At 35.7% G+C, this 24,036-nt stretch carries 12 protein-coding genes; all 12 read left to right on the top strand.

Going from position 1 to position 24,036, the window contains the following annotated elements; all coding sequences use genetic code 11:
• The first annotated feature begins 66 nt into the window (after window positions 1-66).
• On the top strand, window positions 67-3,522 hold the full coding sequence (locus RC62_RS10930; protein WP_082421275.1) for a glycosyl hydrolase: 3,456 nt from the start codon (window positions 67-69) through the stop codon (window positions 3,520-3,522).
• 237 nt (window positions 3,523-3,759) lie between these two features.
• Window positions 3,760-5,193 (top strand): sialate O-acetylesterase, encoded by a 1,434-nt coding sequence (locus RC62_RS10925; RefSeq protein ID WP_055095255.1) that lies wholly within the window; start codon window positions 3,760-3,762, stop codon window positions 5,191-5,193.
• A 185-nt stretch (window positions 5,194-5,378) separates the two neighbouring features.
• Window positions 5,379-7,709: a DUF5703 domain-containing protein gene (locus RC62_RS10920; protein ID WP_055095254.1), complete on the top strand. Its 2,331-nt coding sequence runs from the start codon at window positions 5,379-5,381 to the stop codon at window positions 7,707-7,709.
• A 7-nt stretch (window positions 7,710-7,716) separates the two neighbouring features.
• Entirely contained in the window at window positions 7,717-10,170 is a 2,454-nt protein-coding gene (locus tag RC62_RS10915) for a polysaccharide lyase family 1 protein (RefSeq protein ID WP_055095253.1), read from the top strand.
• 141 nt (window positions 10,171-10,311) lie between these two features.
• Window positions 10,312-12,333: a glycoside hydrolase family 127 protein gene (locus RC62_RS10910; RefSeq protein WP_055095252.1), complete on the top strand. Its 2,022-nt coding sequence runs from the start codon at window positions 10,312-10,314 to the stop codon at window positions 12,331-12,333.
• A 153-nt stretch (window positions 12,334-12,486) separates the two neighbouring features.
• On the top strand, window positions 12,487-13,098 hold the full coding sequence (locus RC62_RS23190) for a pectinesterase family protein (RefSeq protein WP_262494066.1): 612 nt from the start codon (window positions 12,487-12,489) through the stop codon (window positions 13,096-13,098).
• A complete protein-coding gene (locus tag RC62_RS23185; protein WP_262494065.1) occupies window positions 13,095-13,472 on the top strand; it encodes a pectinesterase family protein in 378 nt (125 codons plus the stop codon). The genes RC62_RS23190 and RC62_RS23185 overlap by 4 nt, the downstream gene beginning before the upstream one ends.
• 664 nt (window positions 13,473-14,136) lie before the next feature.
• Window positions 14,137-17,520: a SusC/RagA family TonB-linked outer membrane protein gene (locus RC62_RS10900; RefSeq protein WP_055095251.1), complete on the top strand. Its 3,384-nt coding sequence runs from the start codon at window positions 14,137-14,139 to the stop codon at window positions 17,518-17,520.
• Between the two features lie 19 nt (window positions 17,521-17,539).
• Complete coding sequence (locus RC62_RS10895; protein ID WP_055095421.1) at window positions 17,540-19,525, top strand: RagB/SusD family nutrient uptake outer membrane protein; 1,986 nt, start codon at window positions 17,540-17,542, stop codon at window positions 19,523-19,525.
• A gap of 104 nt (window positions 19,526-19,629) precedes the next feature.
• Complete coding sequence (locus tag RC62_RS10890; RefSeq protein ID WP_055095250.1) at window positions 19,630-21,333, top strand: hypothetical protein; 1,704 nt, start codon at window positions 19,630-19,632, stop codon at window positions 21,331-21,333.
• Between the two features lie 115 nt (window positions 21,334-21,448).
• A complete protein-coding gene (locus RC62_RS10885; protein WP_055095249.1) occupies window positions 21,449-22,120 on the top strand; it encodes a DUF3826 domain-containing protein in 672 nt (223 codons plus the stop codon).
• 134 nt (window positions 22,121-22,254) lie between these two features.
• Window positions 22,255-23,964, top strand: coding sequence for a hypothetical protein (locus RC62_RS10880; protein WP_055095248.1), 1,710 nt, complete (start codon window positions 22,255-22,257; stop codon window positions 23,962-23,964).
• The last annotated feature ends 72 nt before the right edge of the window (window positions 23,965-24,036 follow it).

Genomic DNA, 24,036 nt, shown 5'->3' with positions numbered 1-24,036 from the left:
CGACAAGTTTTATTCACAACCTTCGGGACTGTCGAGTTTGATAAATAATGATAAAAAACAAGAATAATGCCTAACAAAAAACAATCTTTTCTTTTTGCAATTTACTTTCGACTTTTGACTTTCAGACTTTCGACTGCATTGTTGCTTTTTGTGGGAATAACTTCCGCACAGGAAATCCATAAAAAAGAAAACACCTTGTTTCAGCCTTTAATAGAATCCTCCAGACCTTGGGTTTATTGGTATTGGATGCAAAGTGCATATTCTAAAGAAGGCATCACGGCTGATCTTGAAGCCATGAAACAGGCCGGAATTGGCGGAGCATATTTAATGACGATCAAAGGACCTGCAAATCCACCATTGATGAATCCGCCTGTTTTGCAACTGAGTAAGGAATTTTGGAACTTGGTGCGTTGGGCTTTGACAGAAGCGGATCGATTAGGTGTAAAAATTGCGTTTCATCCCGCTGATGGTTTTGCTGTTGCCGGAGGACCATGGATAACGCCCGAAATGTCGATGCAAAAAGTGGTTTGGGCTGATATAACAGTAAACGGAAATAACTTTAAAAACCTGCAATTACCAACCCCAAATCATTATAAGGATTATTATAAAGATATTGACGCTTTTGCAATTCCGGTAAAAGAAATTTATATAACATCAAACGAAAATCGTCCTAAAATCACGTCGACAATTGCTGATTTTGATGCTTCATTTTTAAGCGACAGGAACAAAGACGATCAATTTAGATTGAAAGAAAAAGGCTGGATACAATACGAATTTGATCAGCCGTTTTTATGCAAATCGATTCAGATAGAAACCAAAGGAAATAACTTTCAGGCACATCGTTTAATTATTGAAGTGAGCGACGATGGAAAGAATTTTAAAAGTCTTGGCAGATTAACTACTCCTCGTCACGGTTGGCAAGATGTTGATGCCTTTTATACGCACAGTATTATCCCGACAAAAGCTAAATATTTCAGATTTGTTTATGATCCTGAAGGCACAGAACCGGGAGCAGAAGACCTGGATCCCGCAAAATGGAATCAAGGATTAAAAGTGGCTAAAATTTTATTATCAAACGAGCCTTTAATAGATAATTATCAGGGAAAATCTGGAGCAATCTGGCGTTTAAGCCCGCAAATAACTGAACGGGAAATCAGTAAAGCTGATTGTATTGATCTATCAAAAATGATTAATATTTCAAAGTTTGTGGATGAAAAAGGAGTTTTAAACTGGAAAACTTCTGTAAAAGGAAATTGGCGTATTATTCGTTTTGGATATACTTCTACAGGACATGAAAATGCAACTGCAGGCGCAGGAAGAGGATTAGAAGTGGATAAATTTAATCCCGTAGCGGTTCGTTTTCAATTGGATCACTGGTTTGGTGAAATGTTGAGAGTTGCAGGACCTGAACTGGCTTCAAAAGTGGTAAAAATACTGCATATAGATAGCTGGGAATGTGGAAGTCAAAACTGGTCGCCTGTCTTTAGAAACGAGTTTAAAACACGCAGAGGATATGATATTGTAGACTATTTGCCAGTCATGGCGGGAATTCCTGTAAACGATATTCAAACTTCAGAGAAAGTACTTTATGATATAAGAAAAACTATTGCAGAATTGGTTTGTGATAATTTTTTCGCAACGATGGCAGACGAAGCTAAAAAAGCAAATGTAAAATTTAGCTCAGAGAATGTGGCGCCAACCATGATGAGTGACGGACTTTTACATTTTAAACATATCGATTATCCAAGTGGGGAATTTTGGCTTAAAAGTCCCACTCATGATAAACCAAATGACATGCTTGACGCTATTTCAGGAGGACATATTTACGGAAAAGACATTATTCAGGCTGAAGCTTTTACAGAATTAAAAATGGATTGGGATGAACATCCGGGGAATCTAAAAACTTTGGCTGACAGAAATTATGCACTGGGAATCAACCGCTTTTTCTATCATGTTTTTGTACACAATCCGTGGACAGATCGTAAACCCGGAATGACATTAGACGGTGTTGGATCTTATTTTCAGAGAGATCAAACCTGGTGGAAACCCGGAAAAGCATGGGTTGATTATTGCCAGCGAGTGCAGTTTCAATTGCAAAAAGGGAAACCTGTAATTGATCTGGCGGTTTTTATTGGAGAAGATTTACCGTCGCGCTCCGTTCTTCCGGATCGATTGTTGCCTTTTATTCCGAATGTTTTTGGAAAAGAAAGAATTGAAAGCGAAGCTATCCGATTAAAAAATGAAGGTCAGCCAAGCATTAAAATTCCGAAAGAAGTAAGTTCTACTAAAAATTCTACTGATTTATCACAATGGATAAATGCGATGAATGGTTATCAATACGATTCTTTTAATGCTGATGTATTGTTAAATAACGCTAAAGTTGAAAACGGAAAAGTAATTTTTAGCAATAGTATTGAATACGGAGCTTTATTGTTTCCGGGAAGTCATAAAATGGCACCCAATAAAATGATTTCTTTGGCTGTAGCCGAAAAAATGTTACAACTGATAAAAGACGGAGCAACTGTTTTTATTGACGAAAAACCGGATTTGCAACCCGGAATTCAATCAGAAGTAGATCAAAAAAAATGGAAAAATGTTCTTGATGAAATCTGGGATAATAAAGGGAACGCATCTTCATGGAAAATAGAAAAAGGAACGGTAATCAAATTGCCGTATTTAGCAAATGATTTTACTTCAATTGGAATTCAGCAAGATGTTTATTTTCCGAAATTAAACAGAGCCGATTCGGAAACTTTAGCGTGGACACATCGCAAATCTCCAACAGAAGATATTTACTTTATTTCCAATCAAAATTCAGTAAAAAGACAATTTGATGTTTCGTTTAGAGTTGCTGGAAAAATTCCGGAATGGTATAATCCGGTTACGGACAAAACTACTGCTTTAGCAAATTGGAAAATTGAAAACGGACGAACAATTGTATCTGTAACTTTAGATTCAAATGAATCCGGTTTTGTCATTTTTAAAGAAGAAACAAAAGAGATTGTCGCAAAAGGAGTTCAAAAAGGTACTGAATTTGAAACACTTCAAACTTTAGATGAAAACTGGGATTTGCAGTTTGATCCGGAATTTAAAGGTCCGAAAGAAGTGGTGAAAACAGATAAACTTTTCGACTGGAGTACTTCAGAAAATGATCATATTAAATATTATTCAGGAACAACTGTTTATAAAAAAGAACTGAACTGGAAAGGTAAATCAACAGATAAAATCTGGCTGGATTTAGGAACGATTGCCAATATTGCCGAAGTAATTATCAACGGTAAAGATTGCGGAACGCTTTGGACATTTCCATATAAAGTTGATGTTTCTGAGGCATTAAAAAAAGGAAAAAATACAATAGAAATAAAAATTACAAATACCTGGGCAAACCGATTAATTGGGGATGAGAAATTACCAAAAGAAGAACGATTAACCTGGACAACAGCGCCATTTCGTTTGGAGGGAGAACAGTTGTTGAAAGCGGGTTTATTAGGGCCGGTTGTTCTTGTGAAAGAGGTAAAATGAAAGAGGTAAAATGAAAGAGGTAAGATGAAAGAAGTTAGATGAAGGATGAAAGTTTTTTGGAAAATGGAAAAGAGAATAGATGAATAGGTTTCGGCTTTAGCTGGATGTAAAGATTGGTGTGTTATTGGCTTTAGCCAAAATATAATTACTAAGGCAATTCAAAAAATAAAGGAAAATATGCTACAGATTAAAAATCCAGATAATCATTTAATCTGTGGCAAAAAATAATGATTAAACATGAAAAATATTAAATGCGCTTTTACATTAATGATTTTGCTTTTCGCAAGCATTCAAATCAATGCAAAAATCAAATTACCGGCATTGTTTACAGACAATATGATGCTACAGCAAAAGTCGAACGCGCCAATTTGGGGCTGGGCTGAGAAGAATGCGAATCTCCTGATAAAAACATCATGGGATTCTAAAACCTACAAGGTAAAAGCAGACAATTCCGGTAAATGGAAAACGGAATTAAAAACGCCATCATTTGGCGGACCTTTTACGATTGAAGTTGCTGAAGGAACAGAAAAAGTCATTATCAAAAATGTATTGATTGGTGAAGTCTGGCTATGTTCCGGACAATCGAATATGGAAATGCCTTTGAAAGGTTTTCAGGGGCAGCCTGTAAAAAACGGAAATGAAATCATTGTAAAATCGACCAATAAAAACATTCGTTTAATTACGATTCCAAGAGCTACAGTTTTAGAACCTTTAGAAGATTTTGAAGGAAAATGGGAAGTTGCTTCACCAAAATCGGCTTCAAATTTTAGTGCAACAGCCTGGTATTTTGGTTCTCTTTTACAGGAGGTTTTAGATGTTCCGGTGGGATTAATTCATGTTTCATACGGAGGCTCAAGTATGGAAGCCTGGATGAATCAGGAAATGCTGAAAGATTTTACAAGTGCTAAAATTCCAACCACAAAAGAGGATTTGGCAAAAGATCCCAATCGTGTTGCAACAACTTTATTCAACGGAATGCTTTCGCCTGTAATTGGTTACGGAATCAAAGGATGTATCTGGTATCAGGGAGAATCAAATTACGAAAGAGCTTCTGAATACAAAGACTTAATGAAGAAAATGGTAAGTAGTTGGAGAACACTTTGGAAACAAGGCGATTTCCCTTTTTATTATGCTCAGATAGCACCATTTAATTATGCCTCATTTCACCCAAAAGATTATTTAGAAAAGTATAATTCGGCTTATTTAAGAGAAGCACAATTGAAAGCTTCAAAGGAAATTCCGAATTCAGGAATGGCAGTTTTGATGGATGTTGGCGAAGAAAATAACATTCACCCAATGGATAAGGAAAAAGGAGGAAATAGATTGGCTTTTCAGGCTTTAGCCAAAACATACGGAATCGAAGGTTTCGAATTTGAAAGCCCGAAATATAAATCGATGGAAATAAAAGACGGTTCGGTAACCGTTTCTTTTGATGACGTTGCCAACGGAATTACCTCTTATGATAAAGAAGTTTTAGGTTTTGAAATAGCAGGAGAAGATAAAGTTTTTTATCCGGCCAAAACCGTAGTCAGAAGGAAATCAGTAGTTCTGACTTCAGATAAAGTGACAAAGCCAGTTGCTGTACGTTATTTATGGAAAAATTTCGCCAAAGCAGAATTGTTTAGCGCAGGCGGTTTGCCGGTTTCTTCGTTTAGAACGGATGAATGGTAGTTTATAATTGTTAATTATGAATTGTAAATTGTGAATTGACGTATAGTTTGTCATCCCGAGGAACGAGGGATCTTCGTTTACAGCGTCGACAAAGATTAGCGATTTTGATTGAGGAGCTACTTGCGAAAATTCTTCGTTCCTCGGGATGACAAGCTGGAAGAATAAAAAACAGAAAAATAAAAAACTTGAAAAATACAATTTACATATTCTTTTTCTTCATTACGCTTTATGCTAAAGCGCAAATTCCTGTGCTAGAAAACTACAATCAGATCTGGAATACGCAAAGCAATAATGCATCAGAATCCATGCCTTTGGGTGGCGGTGATATTGGTTTGAATGTCTGGGTTGAAAAAGGAGATTTGTATTTTTATTTTTCTAGAAGCGGTACTTTTGATGAACATAATACTTTACTGAAATTAGGCCGTATAAAAGTGACTTTATCTCCAAATCCGTTTAAGGATAATGACGGTTTTCATCAGGAATTGAAACTGAAAGACGGATATATTTCGATTGCTCAAAATAATACTAAAATCAAGCTTTGGGTAGATGTTTTTAAACCTATTATTCATTTGGATTTAGAAAGTAAAACAGCATTGCAAATGACGGCTTCTTATGAAAGCTGGCGTTATAAAAACAGAGAATCCAAAGGAAAAGCAAACAATGCCAATTCGTATAAATGGGCACCACAAGGAGAAATTATTACTTATAAAGATTCTGTTTCGTTTGAAAACAACGGTGTAAAATTCTACCATAGAAATAGAGAAAATACTGTTTTCGATGTTGCGGTAAAACAGCAAAAATTGGAATCGGTAAAAGATCAAATGCTGAATCCTTTGGCAAATCTGACTTTTGGTGGATTTATGACCGGAAATAATCTAAAACCAAATGGAACTTATACAGGAACGTATCAAAATACAGATTTTAGAGGATTTAACCTTTCGAGCATAAAACCTTCTAAAAATCACGCTTTGGCACTTTATTTAAATATAAGTCAATCTGATTTTGATGTTTGGAATAATGATCTGAAAAATCAAATTTCGGCAAATAAAAACATTTCAAAACAAGCAGAAAAAAAGACGATAAAATGGTGGAATGATTTCTGGAACCGCAGTTTTATTTTTACCCAAAAAAATCAATCGATTGAGAAAGATTCGGTGTATCAAATGGGGCAAAATTATCAGTTATTCCGTTATATGTTAGGCTGTAATGCATACGGAAAATATCCAACAAAATTCAACGGCGGACTTTTTACTGTTGATCCTGTTTTTACGAATCCGGATTTAAATTTTACACCTGATTTCAGGAATTGGGGCGGAGGAACGATGACGGCTCAAAATCAGCGATTGGTTTATTTTCCGATGGTAAAAAGCGGTGATTTTGATATGATGAAATCACAGTTGGATTATTATCTGAGTCTTCAAAAAAACGCGGAATTAAGAAGCAAAGTGTATTGGAATCATAACGGAGCATCATTTACAGAACAATTAGAGAATTTTGGTTTGCCAAATCCTGCTGAATATGACTGGAAGCGTCCGGCAGATTATGATCCGGGAATGGAATATAATGCGTGGCTGGAATATGAATGGGACACGGTTTTTGAGTTTTGCCAAATGATGCTGCAGCAAAAGGAATATGCCGGAGAAGACATACGGAAATACAATTCGTTTATCATAAGCTGTCTTCGGTTTTTTGATGAACATTATCAATATCTCGCTAAACAAAGAGGCAGAAAAGCTTTGGACGGAAATGGAAAATTAGTTTTATATCCGGGTTCAGGTGCCGAAACGTATAAGATGACTTATAATTCAAATAGTACGATTTCGGCTTTAAAAGTAATTACAGAGAATCTTTTAAACCTTTCTTCAGAACAATTATCAAAAGAAGAATTAGAATATTTAAAAGGTTTTGAGACTAGAATTCCGCCTTTAAATTTTGGGCAAATCGAAAATCATAAAGTATTAGTTCCGGCAAAATCGTGGGAAAGAGTCAATAATTCTGAGGTTCCGCAATTGTATCCGGTTTATCCTTGGGGAATTTACGGCATTGGGAAACCAGATTTAGAAACCGCTCTAAATACATGGAAATACGATACGCATGCTATAAAATTTAGAAGTCATGCAGGTTGGAAACAAGATAATATTTTCTCGGCCCGATTGGGTTTAACCAATGAAACAGCAAAATATAATACTTTAAAAATGAGCAATTCTGACCGAAGATTTCCTGCATTTTGGGGTCCGGGTTTCGATTGGGTTCCTGATCATAATTGGGGCGGATCCGGAATGATTGGCATGCAGGAAATGCTTTTGCAGGAAGCAGATGGAAAAATTTATCTTTTTCCGGCCTGGCCAAAAGATTGGAATGTGCATTTTAAATTACATGCAAAGCAAAATACAACTGTGGAAGCAGAACTTATAAATGGCAAATTGAAAGTTTTGAAAGTAATTCCAGAAGAAAGAAAAAAAGATATAATCAATCTTCTGAATGTATCAGAAGGAGAAAAAATAAAACAAAATTAAAGAAAACATGACCAAAAAATTATTTAGTTCTTTTGCATTAGCATTACTTTTTGCTGCAAACGGACAAGCACAATCCGCTGAAAAGCAAATCGTAAAAGTCGATTTTGACTTTTTTCAAAGAAGATTAGAAGAAGTTCATGACCCGAGCTATGAATCGTGGGTCATTAATGAAGCAAAAGAAGCCGAGAAATCATTTAATAAAGTAACCTTTAAACTGAAAGGAAACTTTACCTCAAAATGGTATAAAGTAGGAATGAGTGCGCCACACTATAATCGATTAGGAAGCGATGGATTAGTAACAGCTGAAAATCTGGAATTAAAAATAAGCGGATTAAAAGCAGGAAAACATACACTTTTAACGTTTCACAATGCTTTTGATGTAATTACCGGAAAGACATTCTCGCCAATCAAAATTTATGTAAACGGAAAACTGCAGGAAACCGTAAACGCGAGTCAAAGAGCAAATGCCAAAATAGATGCAGCGATGGCTTATATTACTTTTAATGCTGTAAAAGCTAAAGATGTAATTATTCGTTTTGAAATTGATCCCACAACAAATCCGGATATTATCAAACAAATTGTAATCAATGGTTTTGAGATCGATACGCCCAACTTAATGAATCAGGCACGTTCTCCTGAGCCAAAAAACAGAGATGAACATGTTGTCGTGGCAGATAAAACTACAGTACTCAAATGGGACGCTTCAAAAAAGGCCGTTGCACATAAATTGTATTTTGGAGAAGATTCAACTGCGGTCACAAATGCAACTGATGCTTCAAAAGAATTTAAAGGCAAATTAACCAATAATACTTTTCCTGTTGCAGATTTATACAGTGGTTCAACTTATTACTGGCGCATTGATGAAGTCGATGCAAAAGGCGAAGTAACTTTAGGAAATGTCTGGTCGTTTAAACCGGCACAATTGGCTTTTCCGGGAGCCGAAGGTTATGGACGTTTTGCAGTAGGTGGAAGAGGTGGAAAAGTTCTGGAAGTAACGAATTTAAACGATGATGGTCCTGGAAGTTTGCGTGACGCGGTAAACCAGCAAATTGGTCCAAGAACGATTGTGTTTAATGTATCAGGAAATATTAAACTGGCTTCGAGATTGGTAGTAAATCAACCTTATATTACGATCGCAGGTCAAACCGCACCGGGAGAAGGAATTACGATTAGCAGAGCGCCAATTGGACTTACAGGAAATGATGGTGTTGTTCGTTTTTTGAAAGTTAGAATTGGTGGCGGAACTACTTATGACGGAATGGGATTAACGGGAGCAAATTACAGTATAATCGATCATTGTTCTATAAGCTGGACTATTGACGAATCGTTTAGTTCTCGTGGTGCACATCATATCACATTACAGCGAACTTTAATTTCTGAGGCCTTAAATGTTGCTGGACATGATAAATACGAAGCAGGAAAAATGCATGGTTATGCAGCAACAATTGGCGGTGATATTGGTAGTTTTCATCATAATTTACTGGCCCATAATTATGGACGAAACTGGAGTATTGGCGGTGGTTTGAACGGAGATGGTTATTATTCAGGTAAAGTAGATATTACAAATAATGTGGTTTATAACTGGGGACACCGCACAACTGACGGCGGAGCAAACGAAGTAAATTTTGTAAATAATTTTTATAAACCGGGAGCTTCAACAGGAATTTTTGTTGCCTTAAATGCGCAACATGAAGGAGTTGGGAAAGGAATGCAGCGTTACTATTTTAATGGAAATGTAATGCCGGGTTATTTTGATGAGAAATCTCAGGAAAAAGGTAGAAAAATGACGGTAACAAATAAAGAAATAGTCGAGTATGAGACTTTTGTAGATAAACCGTTTTTTGAATCATTCGTAGCAACACAATCTGCTCAGGCGGCTTATAAAAATGTACTTTCGGATGTTGGTGCCAATCAGCCATTTTTTGACAAACACGATAATCGAATTGTTGATGAAACCCTAAAAGGAACCTATACTTATAAAGGAAGCAAAAGCGGCTTAGGCGGAATGATCGATAACGAACAAGATGCAGGAGGATGGCCAAATTTTGCAACAGAAACACGTCCGGCAGATTGGGACACAGATCATGACGGATTGCCAAACTGGTGGGAAAAAGCTTTTGGCTTAAATGAAAATTCTAAAACCGGGGATTTCTCTGATGCTAATTCAGATACAGATAAAGACGGATTTACGCAACTAGACCATTATTTAGACTGGTTGTCAACGCCTCATTATTTTGTAAATTCCGGTGAAAAAATATCTTTTTCGGCTCAGGATTATTTCAAAGGATATGAGAATAAACCGGTCTATACTTTCTCGGATCTAAAAAACGGAAAAGTAATTCTAAAAGGAAAAGACATTGACTTTACAGCTATAGAACCCGGATTTGCTTCTTTTGTGTTAACCGTAAAAGATGCCGATGGAGATTCGATGAACAGAACGATAAATTTCTTCGTAAAATAGAAAAAGGTTTCACGCAGATTTAAAAAGATTTATGCAGATCATTGTAGATTTTAATTTAATCCAAAACAAATAAAAAAAATCTGCCAAATCTGCTAAATCTGCGAGCTAATTTTTTTCTCACGCAGATAAAATTAATATCAAATGAAAAATAATATCATTATACTTTTAGCTTTGCTTTTTTCGAGTGCTTTTATGGCACAGAATAAAGGCTTGGTTGCAAATTCTCAAAGTCCATATTCAAAACTACAAAGTGTTGGCCTTGAAGATGTACATTGGACGAATGGTTTCTGGAAAGAACAATTTGATGTAGAAACAAAAAATACTTTGCCTTACATGTGGAATTTGTATCATAATGATTCCGTTTCACATGCCTATAAAAATTTTGAAATTGCGGCAGGTTTAATGAAAGGAAAATTTAGCGGACCTTCTTTTCATGATGGTGATTTTTATAAAATTTTTGAAGGTATGGCGGCCACTTATGCAGTAACAAAAGATAAAAAACTGGATATAGAAATGGATAAAGCCATTTCGCTTTTTGCGAGAGTACAACGCAAGGACGGGTATATTCATACTCCTGTTTTAATAGATGAGCGCTGGGGAACTTTAGGCCCTGAAGAAGTAAAAAAACAGTTGGGATTCGAGAAATACAATATGGGGCATTTGATGACTGCAGCCTGTATTCATTATCGTGCTACAGGAAAAACTAATTTCCTGAATATTGCAAAAGGTGTTGCGGATTATTTATATGATTTCTATAAAAAAGCATCACCGGAATTGGCTCGAAATGCCATTTGTCCGTCTCATTATATGGGAATTGTCGAAATGTACCGAACAACCAAAAATCCAAAATATTTAGAACTCGCCAATAACCTGATCGATATTAGAGGAACCACAAGTGACGGAACCGATGATAATCAGGACAGAATTCCGTTTAGACAGCAAACAACAGCAATGGGGCACGCGGTAAGAGCCAATTATTTGTATGCCGGTGTTGCCGATTTGTATGCAGAAACCGGAGAAAAAAAATTACTGGACAATCTGGAATCTATCTGGAATGATGTAGCGTATCGAAAAATGTACATTACCGGAGCTTGCGGCGCTTTGTATGATGGGGTTTCTCCGGACGGAACTTCATATGATCCTACTGTGGTTCAAAAAATTCATCAAGCATACGGGCGTCCGTTTCAATTGCCAAATGCTACTGCGCATACAGAAACCTGTGCAAATATTGGCAATGTATTGTGGAATTGGAGAATGCTGCAAATAACGGGAGAAGCAAAATATGCTGATATTGTTGAGTTAGCGTTGTATAATAGTGTGCTTTCCGGCGTAGACTTAGAAGGGGAGAAATTTTGTTACAACAATCCGCTTAATGTATCTGATGATTTGCCTTTTCAGCAAAGATGGGGCAATGAACGCGAAGGATATATTAAATTATCAAATTGCTGTGCGCCAAATGTAACCAGGACAGTTGCCGAAGTTGGAAATTATGCTTACAATCTTTCGAAAGAAGGTTTGTTTGTAAATTTATACGGAAGTAACCATTTGAATACTGAAACTCTAAGCGGAGAATCGCTTGAAGTTGAACAACAAAGTAATTATCCCTGGGATGGAAAAATTATCCTGAAAATATTAAAAGCACCAAAAGACAATCAGGCTTTCTTTTTAAGAATTCCGGGATGGAGCAGTGGTGCCGAAGTTTCTGTAAATAATTCTAAAATCTATGATAAAATCTTTTCAGGAACCTATTTTAAACTGGAACAAAAATGGAAAAAGGGAGATGTTATCGAACTGAATATTCCAATGCCCGTAGAATTAATGGAAGCCAATCCTTTGGTAGAAGAAGTTAAAAATCAGGTTGCGGTAAAAAGAGGCCCTTTGGTTTATTGTTTAGAGTCGGATCAACTTCCTGCAAATACAAGTGTAAACGATGTGATTTTAAACCTGAATTCAAAATTCAAAACAGATTTTATCGAATTAAGAAATAGAAAATTATTAACCATTGAAGCAAGTTCTACAATTGCGGCTAACAATTCCTGGAACCAAATACTTTACAAACCTATTTCGGCTAAAGATGAAAAAGAGATTACTGTAAAATTGATTCCGTATTTTGCGTGGGGAAATAAAGGCAAAGGCGAAATGACTGTTTGGATGTCACATTAAAGAATTTTTGCCACATAGTTTGTCATTTCGAGGAACGAGAAATCCTCAAAAGCAGCTCGACAAAGATTAGAGTTTTTTCTTGCGGAGTTTCGAGTGCGATCTTTCCTTCGTCAAGATTACAAAAAACCTTTTTTATTACTTAATTTAAAATTCATGAAATACATTTTAACTTCATTTTTATTAATAACTGCTTTTTTATCAGCACAAACTATCGATAATAAGTTGGCATTAACCGTTGCAAAAGATGGTTCCGGAGATTTTAAAACTATTCAGGAAGCCATAAACAATGTAAAGGATAACTCCGTTATACGTGTTGTTATCACTATTAAACCCGGAATTTATACAGAGAAATTGGTTATTCCGTCAACTAAAACATTCATTACACTAAAAGGATCAGATAGAAATAAAAGCGTTATTTCCTTTAATGATTATTCTGGAAAACCGCTTAGAGAAACAGACACTTCAGGAAAAACAGCGTTTGGGACTTCAACATCTTATTCTTTTTTGATTCAGGCAAACGATTGCACACTCGAAAATCTTACTGTCGAAAATACGGCTGGAAGAGTAGGACAGGCAGTTGCCTTGCATATAAAAAGTGATAGGGTAATTGTAAAAAACTGTAATATACTGGGAAATCAGGATACACTTTATTTATCAGAGGGCAATGTTCGTACTTATTTTGAAAATTGTTTTATAAATGGTACAACCGATTTTATTTTTGGTGCCGCGACAGCTTATTTTATAATTGCACAATCGAAAGTTTGACTAATTCTTATATTACAGCAGCTTCAACTCCTAAAGATCAGGCATATGGTTTTGTTTTTACAGATTGCAAACTTACAGCCAAAGATAATACTGTTGATAAAGTTTTTTTAGGAAGACCATGGAGACCGTATGCACAAACTGTTTTTATAAATACAGATATAGGTTCGCATATCATACCTGAAGGATGGAATGAGTGGATTGATACAAGATTTCCTGACAAGGATAAAACCGCTTATTATGCAGAATATGCCAGCAAAGGTCAAAGTGCAAAAAACGTATCGAAAAGAGTTTCATGGTCACATCAGCTTAAAAAGTCAGATAGTAAGAAATACGACAGAGATTTAGTTTTAAATGGATGGGATCCGAATAAATGACCATAAAGAATTGTTGTTTTATAGAATTATTTTTCTTTAAGAACCACTGTTCCTTCAAGGGTTAAACAAAATTTTGTTTTTTTTATGTAATAAAATGTCCATTGAAATTTATTGGTCAGAAATTACGTTTAAAAAACAATTTTTTTTTCTACGATCCACAGCAAGTTCAGGCCAATATTTTTAAGGGATGTTGTAGGTTTTTTATACAATTTTAAGTGGGATTTTGGCAAAAAGTCGTAAGTATATATTTGCGAAATATATTCTTTAATCATTTCGTTATCAAGCTTCAACTAAATCAATTTTACGAATTAAATAACGTATAATTGCTTTTACTGTTTTTTTTTCTTCTTTTTAGATAAAAGTACTTTTTGTATTGGATAATAGTCAAACTTATTCTTCATTTTTTCTGATACATACATTTTTTCTTTAATTTTTTTATTAATATTGTTTTTTTAAGTGTAATTTTTTGGCATAATAGTATTGAAGCAGGATACTACAGGACGGTTGTAATACGCAATCGTTATATTTTTGGTTCAAAATTAATAAATGTGTTTTTAACATTTAATAAATACTTTAAGATTACTTTTCATTTTGTTTATTAGATTGAAAGCATATTAAACATGACTAACACTAACAATTACTAACCTAACCAAAAAAAACATTTATGAAACAAGCACTTATAAAGAGATGTAGTTTTCTTTTGTTTACCATGATGACGGTGATGAGTTATGCTCAAAACACAGTCACTTACACTACTGTAACTGTAACGGGAACTGTTACTGACAATCTAGGAGGTCAATTACCCGGAGTTAACGTAACTGAAAAATCTACAAAAAACACAGTCACGACAGATTTTAATGGACAGTATACAATTAAAGTAAAAAGCGGGGCAACTTTAGTTTTTTCTTTCATTGGAATGAGAAAATCAGAAGTACCATTAAACGGTCGTACTATTGTGAGTACAAAACTAACAGAAGATTCTAATCAACTCGAAAATATCGTAGTTGTAGGTTACGGTACTCAAAGAAAAAAAGAGATTACAGGAGCAATTGCTACTATTAAGCCTGATGATTTGATGGATTTACCTGTAGCTAATTTATCTGATGCTTTAAAAGGATTGGTTCCGGGGCTTTCTGTTTCGGGAGGTTCAGGACGTCCGGGAGATGCTTCAAGCATTCAGATCCGTCAGTCTTTTGGTTTTTCTAAAGATGGAAATTCAACTATACCTTTAGTAATCATTGATGATATGATTCAGGTTGACCCAACAAATGGTAAACCAACATTAGAGCAATTTAATAGATTAGATCCTTCTGAAATCGAAAGTATTACGGTTTTAAAAGATGCTTCGGCCGCAATTTATGGAGCTCGTGCTTCACAAGGAGCCATTGTTGTAAAAACAAAAAGAGGAAAAGCAGGTAAAGCAAAATTCTCTTATAATAGTCAATTTGCTGTTAATGATGCTGTAAGCCATAGTAAAGTAATGAATGCATACGAGTTTGGAGTTTTCAGCAATAGATTCCTGACCAATCAAACGCCAAATATTGAAACAACCAAATTATATTCTGCTGCTGAATTGGAGCAAATGAAAGGTTTGAATAATAATTGGTTAAAAGAGGCTTGGAAACCGGCTATTCAACAAAAACATTCTTTTAATGTAAGTGGTGGAGGTGAAGATATCACTTATTTTGCCGGAGCAACTTATTTTACTCAGGATGCAAATTTAGGATATCAAAAGTATGATAAATGGAACTATCGTACAGGACTTAATGCAAAAATTGCAAAAAACTTAGAACTTTCTGCTTCTATTTCAGGAACTTCAGGAACTACTGATAAAACTTTTAGTAAAGCATCTGCCAATATTAGTGATGGTAGTTTTGCATCGGCAGCTGGTGGAGAACAAGCTGATTATGGTTTCTTGCTGCACATGCCGCAACACGTGCCATGGCAGACAACTATTGGAGGTCAGCAATATTATGTATCACCATTTCCTAATTCAAACAAAAACTTAGGAAGTGCAAATGCTAATAATACAATTGCAGGATGGAATTACTTTGCTAATTTAAACAATGGTTCACATCAAATAAGTGATGATAACTCAACTAACGTTAATGCTTCGTTGAATTATAAAGTAGCAGCAGTAAAAGGACTTTCTGCTAAAGTTACGTATTCAAGAACTCAAAGTTCAAACTACACAGAACAAATTCAATTACCTTATGATTTGGTAAGAATTAGAAATTATGAAACACAAGACAACCATCTTTTAAGTGCAGCTGATCCTAGCTTCTATAATCTTAATACAAACCCTCAAGGTGATTATCTTTTAGAAACTAACGTAAGAAACTCAAGAGTTTACTATAACAATAGTGACAGTAAAAGTACTCAGGGTGACTTTATGATCAATTACGACAGGACATTTGGAAATCACCAAATTGGTGCAATGGTTGGTGGTGAAGCATCTGAGATCTATAATACGACTACTCGTTTAGCATTCGAAAACACCTCTAAAGATTATTTAGGAAGTGCAGCTACAGCAGGAACTTTAAACCAATCAAACAGTCTTGCATCTAAAGTAGAAGGAGGGACACTGTCTTATTTTGGACGTATTAATTATAGTTATAAATCAAAATATTTAGCACAATTTCTTTTTCGTAGCGATGCTTCTACAAAGTTTGCTCCGGAACATTACTGGGGATATTTTCCATCGCTTCAATTGGGTTGGGTAATTTCTAAAGAAGAATGGTTCTCAAGAAATTTAGCCTGGGTTGACTTCTTTAAAGTTCGTTACTCTATTGGTAAAACAGGAAAAGACAACCTTCAGCCTTGGAAATGGGTTCAATTTTATGATGTTATCGTTGATAAAGGTTTCCAATTTGGAGGAAATGGAGGGACAAATGCTTCAGGTTTAACACCTAGAGTAAATCCAAACAGAGATGCTACATGGGATACAACTGTAAAAAACAACCTTGGTTTTGATTTTAATGTGCTTAAAAACAGATTAAATTTTACAGCAGATTTTTATTATGACAAAACTACTAATATGTTAACTGACATGAGTAGTGCTGCAGGTGTGCCAATTTCTATTGGAGGAGCATTTGCGGAACAAAACTATGCTGCAGTTGATGCATGGGGAGCTGAGTTTAGCCTAAACTGGAGTGATAAAATAAAAAGTGATGTTAGTTATGATATAGGTATTAACTTTAGCTATGCAGATAATGAAGTTAAAAAATACCCAACTCAGGCAGTTGTAGCTCCGTCTAATAATGCTGTTAGAGAAGGACAATCAATAGGATTTAATCCTGTTTGGGGATTTGCAACCTGGAAAGGGACTTCTACAGGTGATGGTATTTTACGCACAGATGCAGATATTGCCAATTACTGGGCTTATTTAACAGAGCGTGCAACAGCAGCAGGTACTGTACCAAGATATTTCGACATCAATACGGCTTCAGGAATTTCAAAAGGATCTTTGGCTTATCAGGATGTTGCAGGACAACTTAATCCTGACGGAAGTTTAGGAGCACCAGATGGTCAGATCATGAAAGAGAATGATTATGTGAAATTAGCAAATAGCAGCAGAACTTATGGATTTACTACAAACTTAGGATTTAAAGCTAAAGGATTTTACTTAAGAACTCAAATTTCAACTTCATGGGGAGGTGCTACATTTGTAGACTTAGTACAACAAGGAACTTCTACTGCAGCAAGTATGTGGTCGCATGAAACATTCTGGAATGATATGTACGGAGCTGATAATCCTAACGGAAAATATCCTAACCTGGCACAATGGTCTAATATTTCAAGCCCGTCTGATTTCTGGCAATTGAACACTTTCCGTTGTTTCGTTCGAAATTTAAGTATTGGATACGACATACCTAAAAAAGTTTTTGCTGATACTAAAATCGCAAACATAACATTAGGAATAACAGGTAATAATCTTTGGGACTTATACAACCCATATCCAAATCATTATCGCAATATGTATGACAATTCTTCTGTAGGGTATCCTACGCTTAGAACATGGTCGTTTAATTTCAACATATCATTCTAATTAAAATTCGATGACAATTATGAAAACAAAATTTAATATATATATAACATTAGCACTTACAATACTTTTAGGTGCTTCATGTAGCGATGACTTTCTGGAAGACAAAAAGAATTACGGTTCTTATGATGATACCTTCTATCAAAGTCAGGAACGTACACAAGCATATGTAGACAATCAGTATTATGAATTTTTTAGTGCTTATAAATCACCAATAGCGACATTGGTAGGATCATATACAGATACAAATTCAAGACTTACTGAAGAGTTGGGAGGTACACAAGATCTAATCAATCCAAACAAAACATTAATCAATGCAGCAGATGCCAGTGGTTATTATGGTGTTAAAATTGGAACAGGGATATTAAATCATCCTTATAACAGAATTAGGGAATGTAATAATTTACTTGAAGATATTGATATAAAAGGTGCCATCCTTGATAAAACATTTCGCGATCAGGCAAAAGGACAAATGTATTATTTACGTGCTTTGCAATATTTTGATTTAATGCGTACTTATGGAGGTGTTCCGCTTGTAACGACAGTTCAGGCAGCAGCAGCAGACAATCCTGAAATTCAATTACCAAGAGCAAAAGTTTCTGAAGTAGTAGAACAAATCGTAAAAGATTTTGACATGGCTGCAAGTTTATTGCCGAGAACATGGGCATCTGCAGGGTCAAATTACGGACGTGTTACAAAAGGAGCCGCTTTAGCACAAAAAGCCCGCGTATTATTAACTTATGCAAGCCCGTTATTCAATAAAAACTGGGATGGTTCTAATGACCGTTGGGATGCCGCTCTAAAAGCAGGATTGGCAGCAGAAGCTCAACTAACAGCAGATGGTTACGGATTAGTAGGAAGCAATGCAAAACAATGGGAGCAAATGTTTCTTGTAGATAATGCTTTCTGTCCGGAAGCAATCACAGTACAATTTTGTGGTCCGGGTAATACGGCCCAAACGACAAACAACTCTTGGGAAAAAGCAATTCGTTTACAAGGGCAGGGTGGATCAGGAGGAGGAACTCCTGCCCCAAAAGAAATGATCGATTTATTCCCTTTGGCAGATGGAAGAAGACCTACAGCAGCTAACGGATATAATGATTTTACTTTCTTTGTAAATCGTGATCCAAGATTTTACAGAACATTTGCTTTCTCCGGAGTGAGATGGGCATATAAAGAAAATACTACAGCAGCTTTATGGACATACCGCTGGGTAGACGGTGCAAGTAAAATTGGTTTTGCTGATGGAAACAGTTCGGCATCAAGTACTGCTTTTGTTCGAAAAATGACAAACTTAACCGCTACAAATGCAACCAATTACCAATATTCAGGAACTGATATTTTTGAATATCGTTATGCTGAGCTTTTATTAAATATTGCTGAATGTTATGCAGCTTTGGGACAAACAGGTAACACTTTGGCTTATTTAGGTAGAATTAGAAACCGTGTTGGAATTCCGTCTGCAAATAATTACGGAATTGGTACTTTGGCAGATAAATATGCTGCTATCGAAGCTGTACTATATGAGCGTAGAGTTGAGCTTGCATACGAAGGAAAACGTTATTGGGATGTACAGCGTTGGATGCTTTATGATAATGCTACACTTCCTGGAATTACCGGTGGTACAGTTAGTAAATTAGGTTTAGCACCTATAAACGGAACACAACGTACAGGAAACTTTTTACAATACAAAAATACAGCAGCATCGGAAAAAACAGATCCTATAACGGCAGCAGCTCGTGCAGCAGTTGTAGCTGATCCTGATGCAACTAATTTCCAGGCACAATTGATAACTTTGGCTACTTTTTATAATAATAATTTTGTACGTACGCCTTTAGTTACTGCTTTGGATAATTTTAATGGCGCTGCAGTTAAAATTAAATTTAATCCAAATTATTACATAAGCGGATTAAATGCTACAGCCTTAACTCAAAATACCTGGTTATTACAAACCATAGGCTGGAACGATGCTAATGGCGGTAGCGGAACTTTTAACTACCAAGAATAGTTTTGGCCACAAAAATGATTTATTAAAACATAAAAAACGATCACCTGTATTTCTAAAAATACAGGTGATTTGTTTAAAAAGAATTACCATAATTAAAAATTAACATGAAAAATTCCGTATTATCTATTCTATTTCTGGTTGTCGTGGGAAATTTCGAGTGTTTCGCTCAATATCCAAAGCTAAGTGCTGAAGTTCAGGCACAAGAAAAGGCAATTAAAGAAGAAGCTTCAAGACTTTCTGACGAAGCCTGGGAAAAAGCACTTGTAATTATCGAAGAAGAAGCCAGACATGGTAAGCCATACATTCCGTGGGCATCAAGACCAAATGATTTACCTCAGGCAGAAATTCCAGCTTTCCCCGGAGCCGAAGGAGGAGGAATGTTTACATACGGAGGCCGTGGCGGAAACGTGTACACCGTTACAAGTCTGGAAGACAGAGGACCGGGAACTTTACGTGAAGCCTGCGAAAAAGGAGGAGCAAGAATAGTAGTATTTAATGTTGCCGGAATTATCAAAATCAAAAGTCCGCTAATTATTCGTGCCCCTTACATTACCATTGCCGGACAAACAGCTCCGGGAGACGGAATTTGTATTGCGGGAGAATCTGTATGGATTGATACTCACGATGTAATTATCAGACATATGCGTTTTCGTCGTGGCGAAACTTTCGTAGGCCGTCGCGATGACGCTATTGGAGGAAATCCTGTTGGAAATATTATGATCGACCACGTTTCTGCAACTTGGGGATTAGACGAGAATATGTCCATTTACAGACATATGTACAGTCCTGGTGCAGGATATCCGGATGAGAAAAAACCAACGGTAAATATTACCATCCAAAACAGTTTGTTTGGAGAAGCTTTAGACACTTACAATCATGCTTTTGGAAGTACTTTAGGAGGAGAAAATTGTGCATTTGTTAGAAATATGTGGGCTAATAATGCCGGTAGAAATCCTTCAATTGGATGGAACGGAATTTTCAATTTTGTAAATAATGTCGTTTTCAACTGGTACAACAGATCAACAGATGGCGGCGATTATACTGCAAACTACAACATTATCAATAACTTTTATAAACCGGGTCCTGTTACAGATTTGACACAGCCAATTAGCTACAGAATTTTAAAACCGGAATCAGGAAGAAGTAAATTACCTTATATGGTTTTTGGAAGAGCGTATGTAAACGGAAACGTAGTAAACAATAATGATAAAGTAACAAAAGACAACTGGGATGGCGGAATTCAGATCGAGAATAAAAAAGGCGAGTTAATGAACTATGACGATGCCAAAGATTATTTTGCTAAAATGAAAAGTGACAGACCATTTCCAATGCCATGGTTCAATAAATTCATGACAGCACAGGAATCGTATGATTTTGTACTTAAAAACGTAGGTGCCACTTTACCAATCAGAGATAAAGTAGACGAAAGAATCGTAAGAACCGTTAAAACTGGAGTTCCTGAATATGCAAAAGGATTAGAGAAAAAAACATTTTATCAATTCGAACACAGACGTTTACCAATGGATTCTTATAAGCAAGGAATCATTACAGATATTTCTCAAGTTGGCGGATATCCTGAATACAAAGGAAAACCTTATGTAGACACAGATAAAGATGGAATGCCGGATAAATGGGAAAAGAAAAACGGATTAAATCCAAATGACCCTTCAGATGCTAAAACAGACTCAGATAACGACGGATATTCTAATATTGAAGAATATTTAAACGGTACAGATCCAAACCAAAAAACCGACTGGAAAGATCTAAACAACAATCACGAGACGCTAACAAAGTCTTTACAAGAATAGTTTAGAAATAATTCAGAAAAAAAATCTGTTAAATCTGCGAGAAAAAATTAGCATACAGATTTTGTAGATCTAACAGATTTTAAAAAATAACATTGTAATTCATAATTTTATTAAAATGAAGTCAATAAAAAAAGCAAGTGTTTTGATGATGCTTTTGGTATTTTTTACCAGTATTGCACAACAGCATTTAGATCCGGAATACATCAAAGTAACCAACGAAAGAGCTGCTAAAATTGTCGATAAATTAGGATTGAAAAATCCAGAGAAAGAAAAAGCTGTTATAGACATCGTTGCACAGCAATTTAGGGATCTAAGCGAAATTCAGGATGGGAGAGATGCCGAAATCAAAAAAATAAAAGAAGACACTGCTTTAGACAAAGAAAAGCAAAATGAAAGCATCGATAAACTAAAGTCAAAAGCAGATCAATCAATCGATAAACTGCATAAAGCTTATCTTAAAAAGTTGGGAAAACAACTGACTGAAGATAAAATTACCGAAGTGAAAGACGGAATGACTTATGGTGTTTTGCCAATTACGGTTGCAGGTTACAACGACATGTTGCCAAATTTAACAGCAGCACAAAAAGATTATATTTATAAAGCCTTAGTAGAAGCCAGAGAACATGCTATGGATGGAGGATCATCTAAAGAAAAACACGGTTGGTTTGGGAAATACAAAGGAAGAATCAATAATTATTTATCAAAAGAAGGTTACGATCTAAACAAAGAAAGTGCCGATTGGCATAAACGTCTTGAAGAAAGAGAAAAGAATAAAACGAAAGAATAAATTCTAATTTTAGGACTAATTGGTTTTAAAAATCTGTTAGGGAGTTTTCAGTCGCAGTTTCAGTTTTCAATGTATAAGGAGACTGAAAACGGAGACTGCGACTGAAAACCATAAAACTTTACATATCAACTCTCATGCAAAATAATTCCACACACAGCATTTTGAAACGAACATTAATTGCATTTTCCTTCTGTTCTGTTTTTTCATCAGCATATGCCCAATATCCTCAAATTCCAAAACCACTTCAGGAAAAAGCCGATGCATTATTGGCCGATGAAGAGAAAAGGTTAAACGAAATCTGGACTTCCAATTATAGTATTATTCAGGCCGAAGCAAAACAAGGAAAACCTTATTTGCCTTGGGCATCTTATCCAAAAGATTTTGTTTGGGCAGATATCCCTGCATTTCCCGGTGCCGAAGGCGGAGGAGCATTTACTCAGGGAGGAAGAGGCGGAAAAATATTTGTGGTCACCAGTTTAGAAGACAGCGGTAAAGGAACTTTTCGTGAGGCTTGTGAAGCTGTTGGAGCAAGAACAATTGTATTTAACGTTTCGGGAATTATTCAGTTAAAAAAGAGAATCAGTATGCGTGCGCCTTACGTTACTATTGCAGGACAGACAGCTCCGGGTGACGGAATTTGTATTGCAGGAGAAACTTTAGAAATCGATACACATGACGTCATTATCAGGCATATGCGTTTTCGCAGAGGAGCAACAGAAGTAACCAGAAGAGACGATGCACTGGGCGGAAACCCAATAGGGAATATTATTGTAGATCATTGCTCTGTAAGCTGGGGATTAGACGAAAATATTTCGTTATACAGACATCAATTTCAAGCCAATGACAAATCAAAATTAGAGAAATTGCCTGCATGTAACATTACCATTCAAAATACCATTTCATCTGAAGGATTAGATACTTACAATCATGCTTTTGGCAGTACTATTGGCGGATTAAACAGTACTTTCATGAGAAATTTATGGGCAGATAATATTTCCAGAAATGCTTCTATAGGGATGTACGGAGATTTTAATTTTGTAAATAATGTCATCTTCAATTGGTGGAACCGTTCTCTTGACGGAGGAGATTATCGTTCGATGTTTAATATCATCAATAATTATTTTAAACCCGGTCCAATTACACCTTCAGATCAGCCTATTCGATACAGGATTTTAAAACCAGAATCAGGATATATGACACCCAAAACATACGGAAGAGCTTATGTTGCAGGAAATTATATTCAGGGATCTCCTGAAGTTACAGTTGATAACTGGAACGGCGGTGTACAATTAGAAGATCTTCCGGAAGCAGAAACCAAATCGTATTTAGAACTAATTAAGCAATCAAAACCTTTTTCTATGCCAAAGATTACGATCATGAAGGCAGAAGAAGCGTATGAATTTGTACTAAATAATGTTGGGGCAACTTTACCAAAACGAGATATTGTAGACGAAAGAATTATCAAACAAGTTCGTACAGGAAAAATTGAAGCTAAAGATGGATTGGAAAACGCAATTGGCAAAGAATTTATCAAAAGAAGATTACCGGCAGATTCCTATAAAAAAGGAATTATAACCCATCCGGACCAAGTTGGCGGTTATCCTGTTTATAAAGGAAAAGCCTATAAAGATTCTGATAATGACGGAATTCCGGATGCATGGGAGAAAAAATTCGGATTAAATCCAAATGATGCTTCAGATGCAAATAAGGATTCAAACGGAGACGGATATACCAACATCGAAAAGTATTTTAACGGAATTGATCCAAAATCTAAAACAGACTGGACAAAACCGGAAAATAATACGGATACATTGGCGAAATTATCAAAGGGATTATTGCAGTAAAAATTACAGAATAGAATAAAGAATATAGAAAATAGACAGTAAAAAAAAATAGATTAGCTTTGAAAAGATCTA

Source organism: Flavobacterium aquidurense, from assembly GCF_001404985.1.
In the GTDB taxonomy this organism is placed as follows: Bacteria; Bacteroidota; Bacteroidia; order Flavobacteriales; family Flavobacteriaceae; genus Flavobacterium; species Flavobacterium aquidurense_B.
Note: the sequence above shows the minus strand (reverse complement) of the source record. Positions and strands in the feature narration are given on the sequence as shown.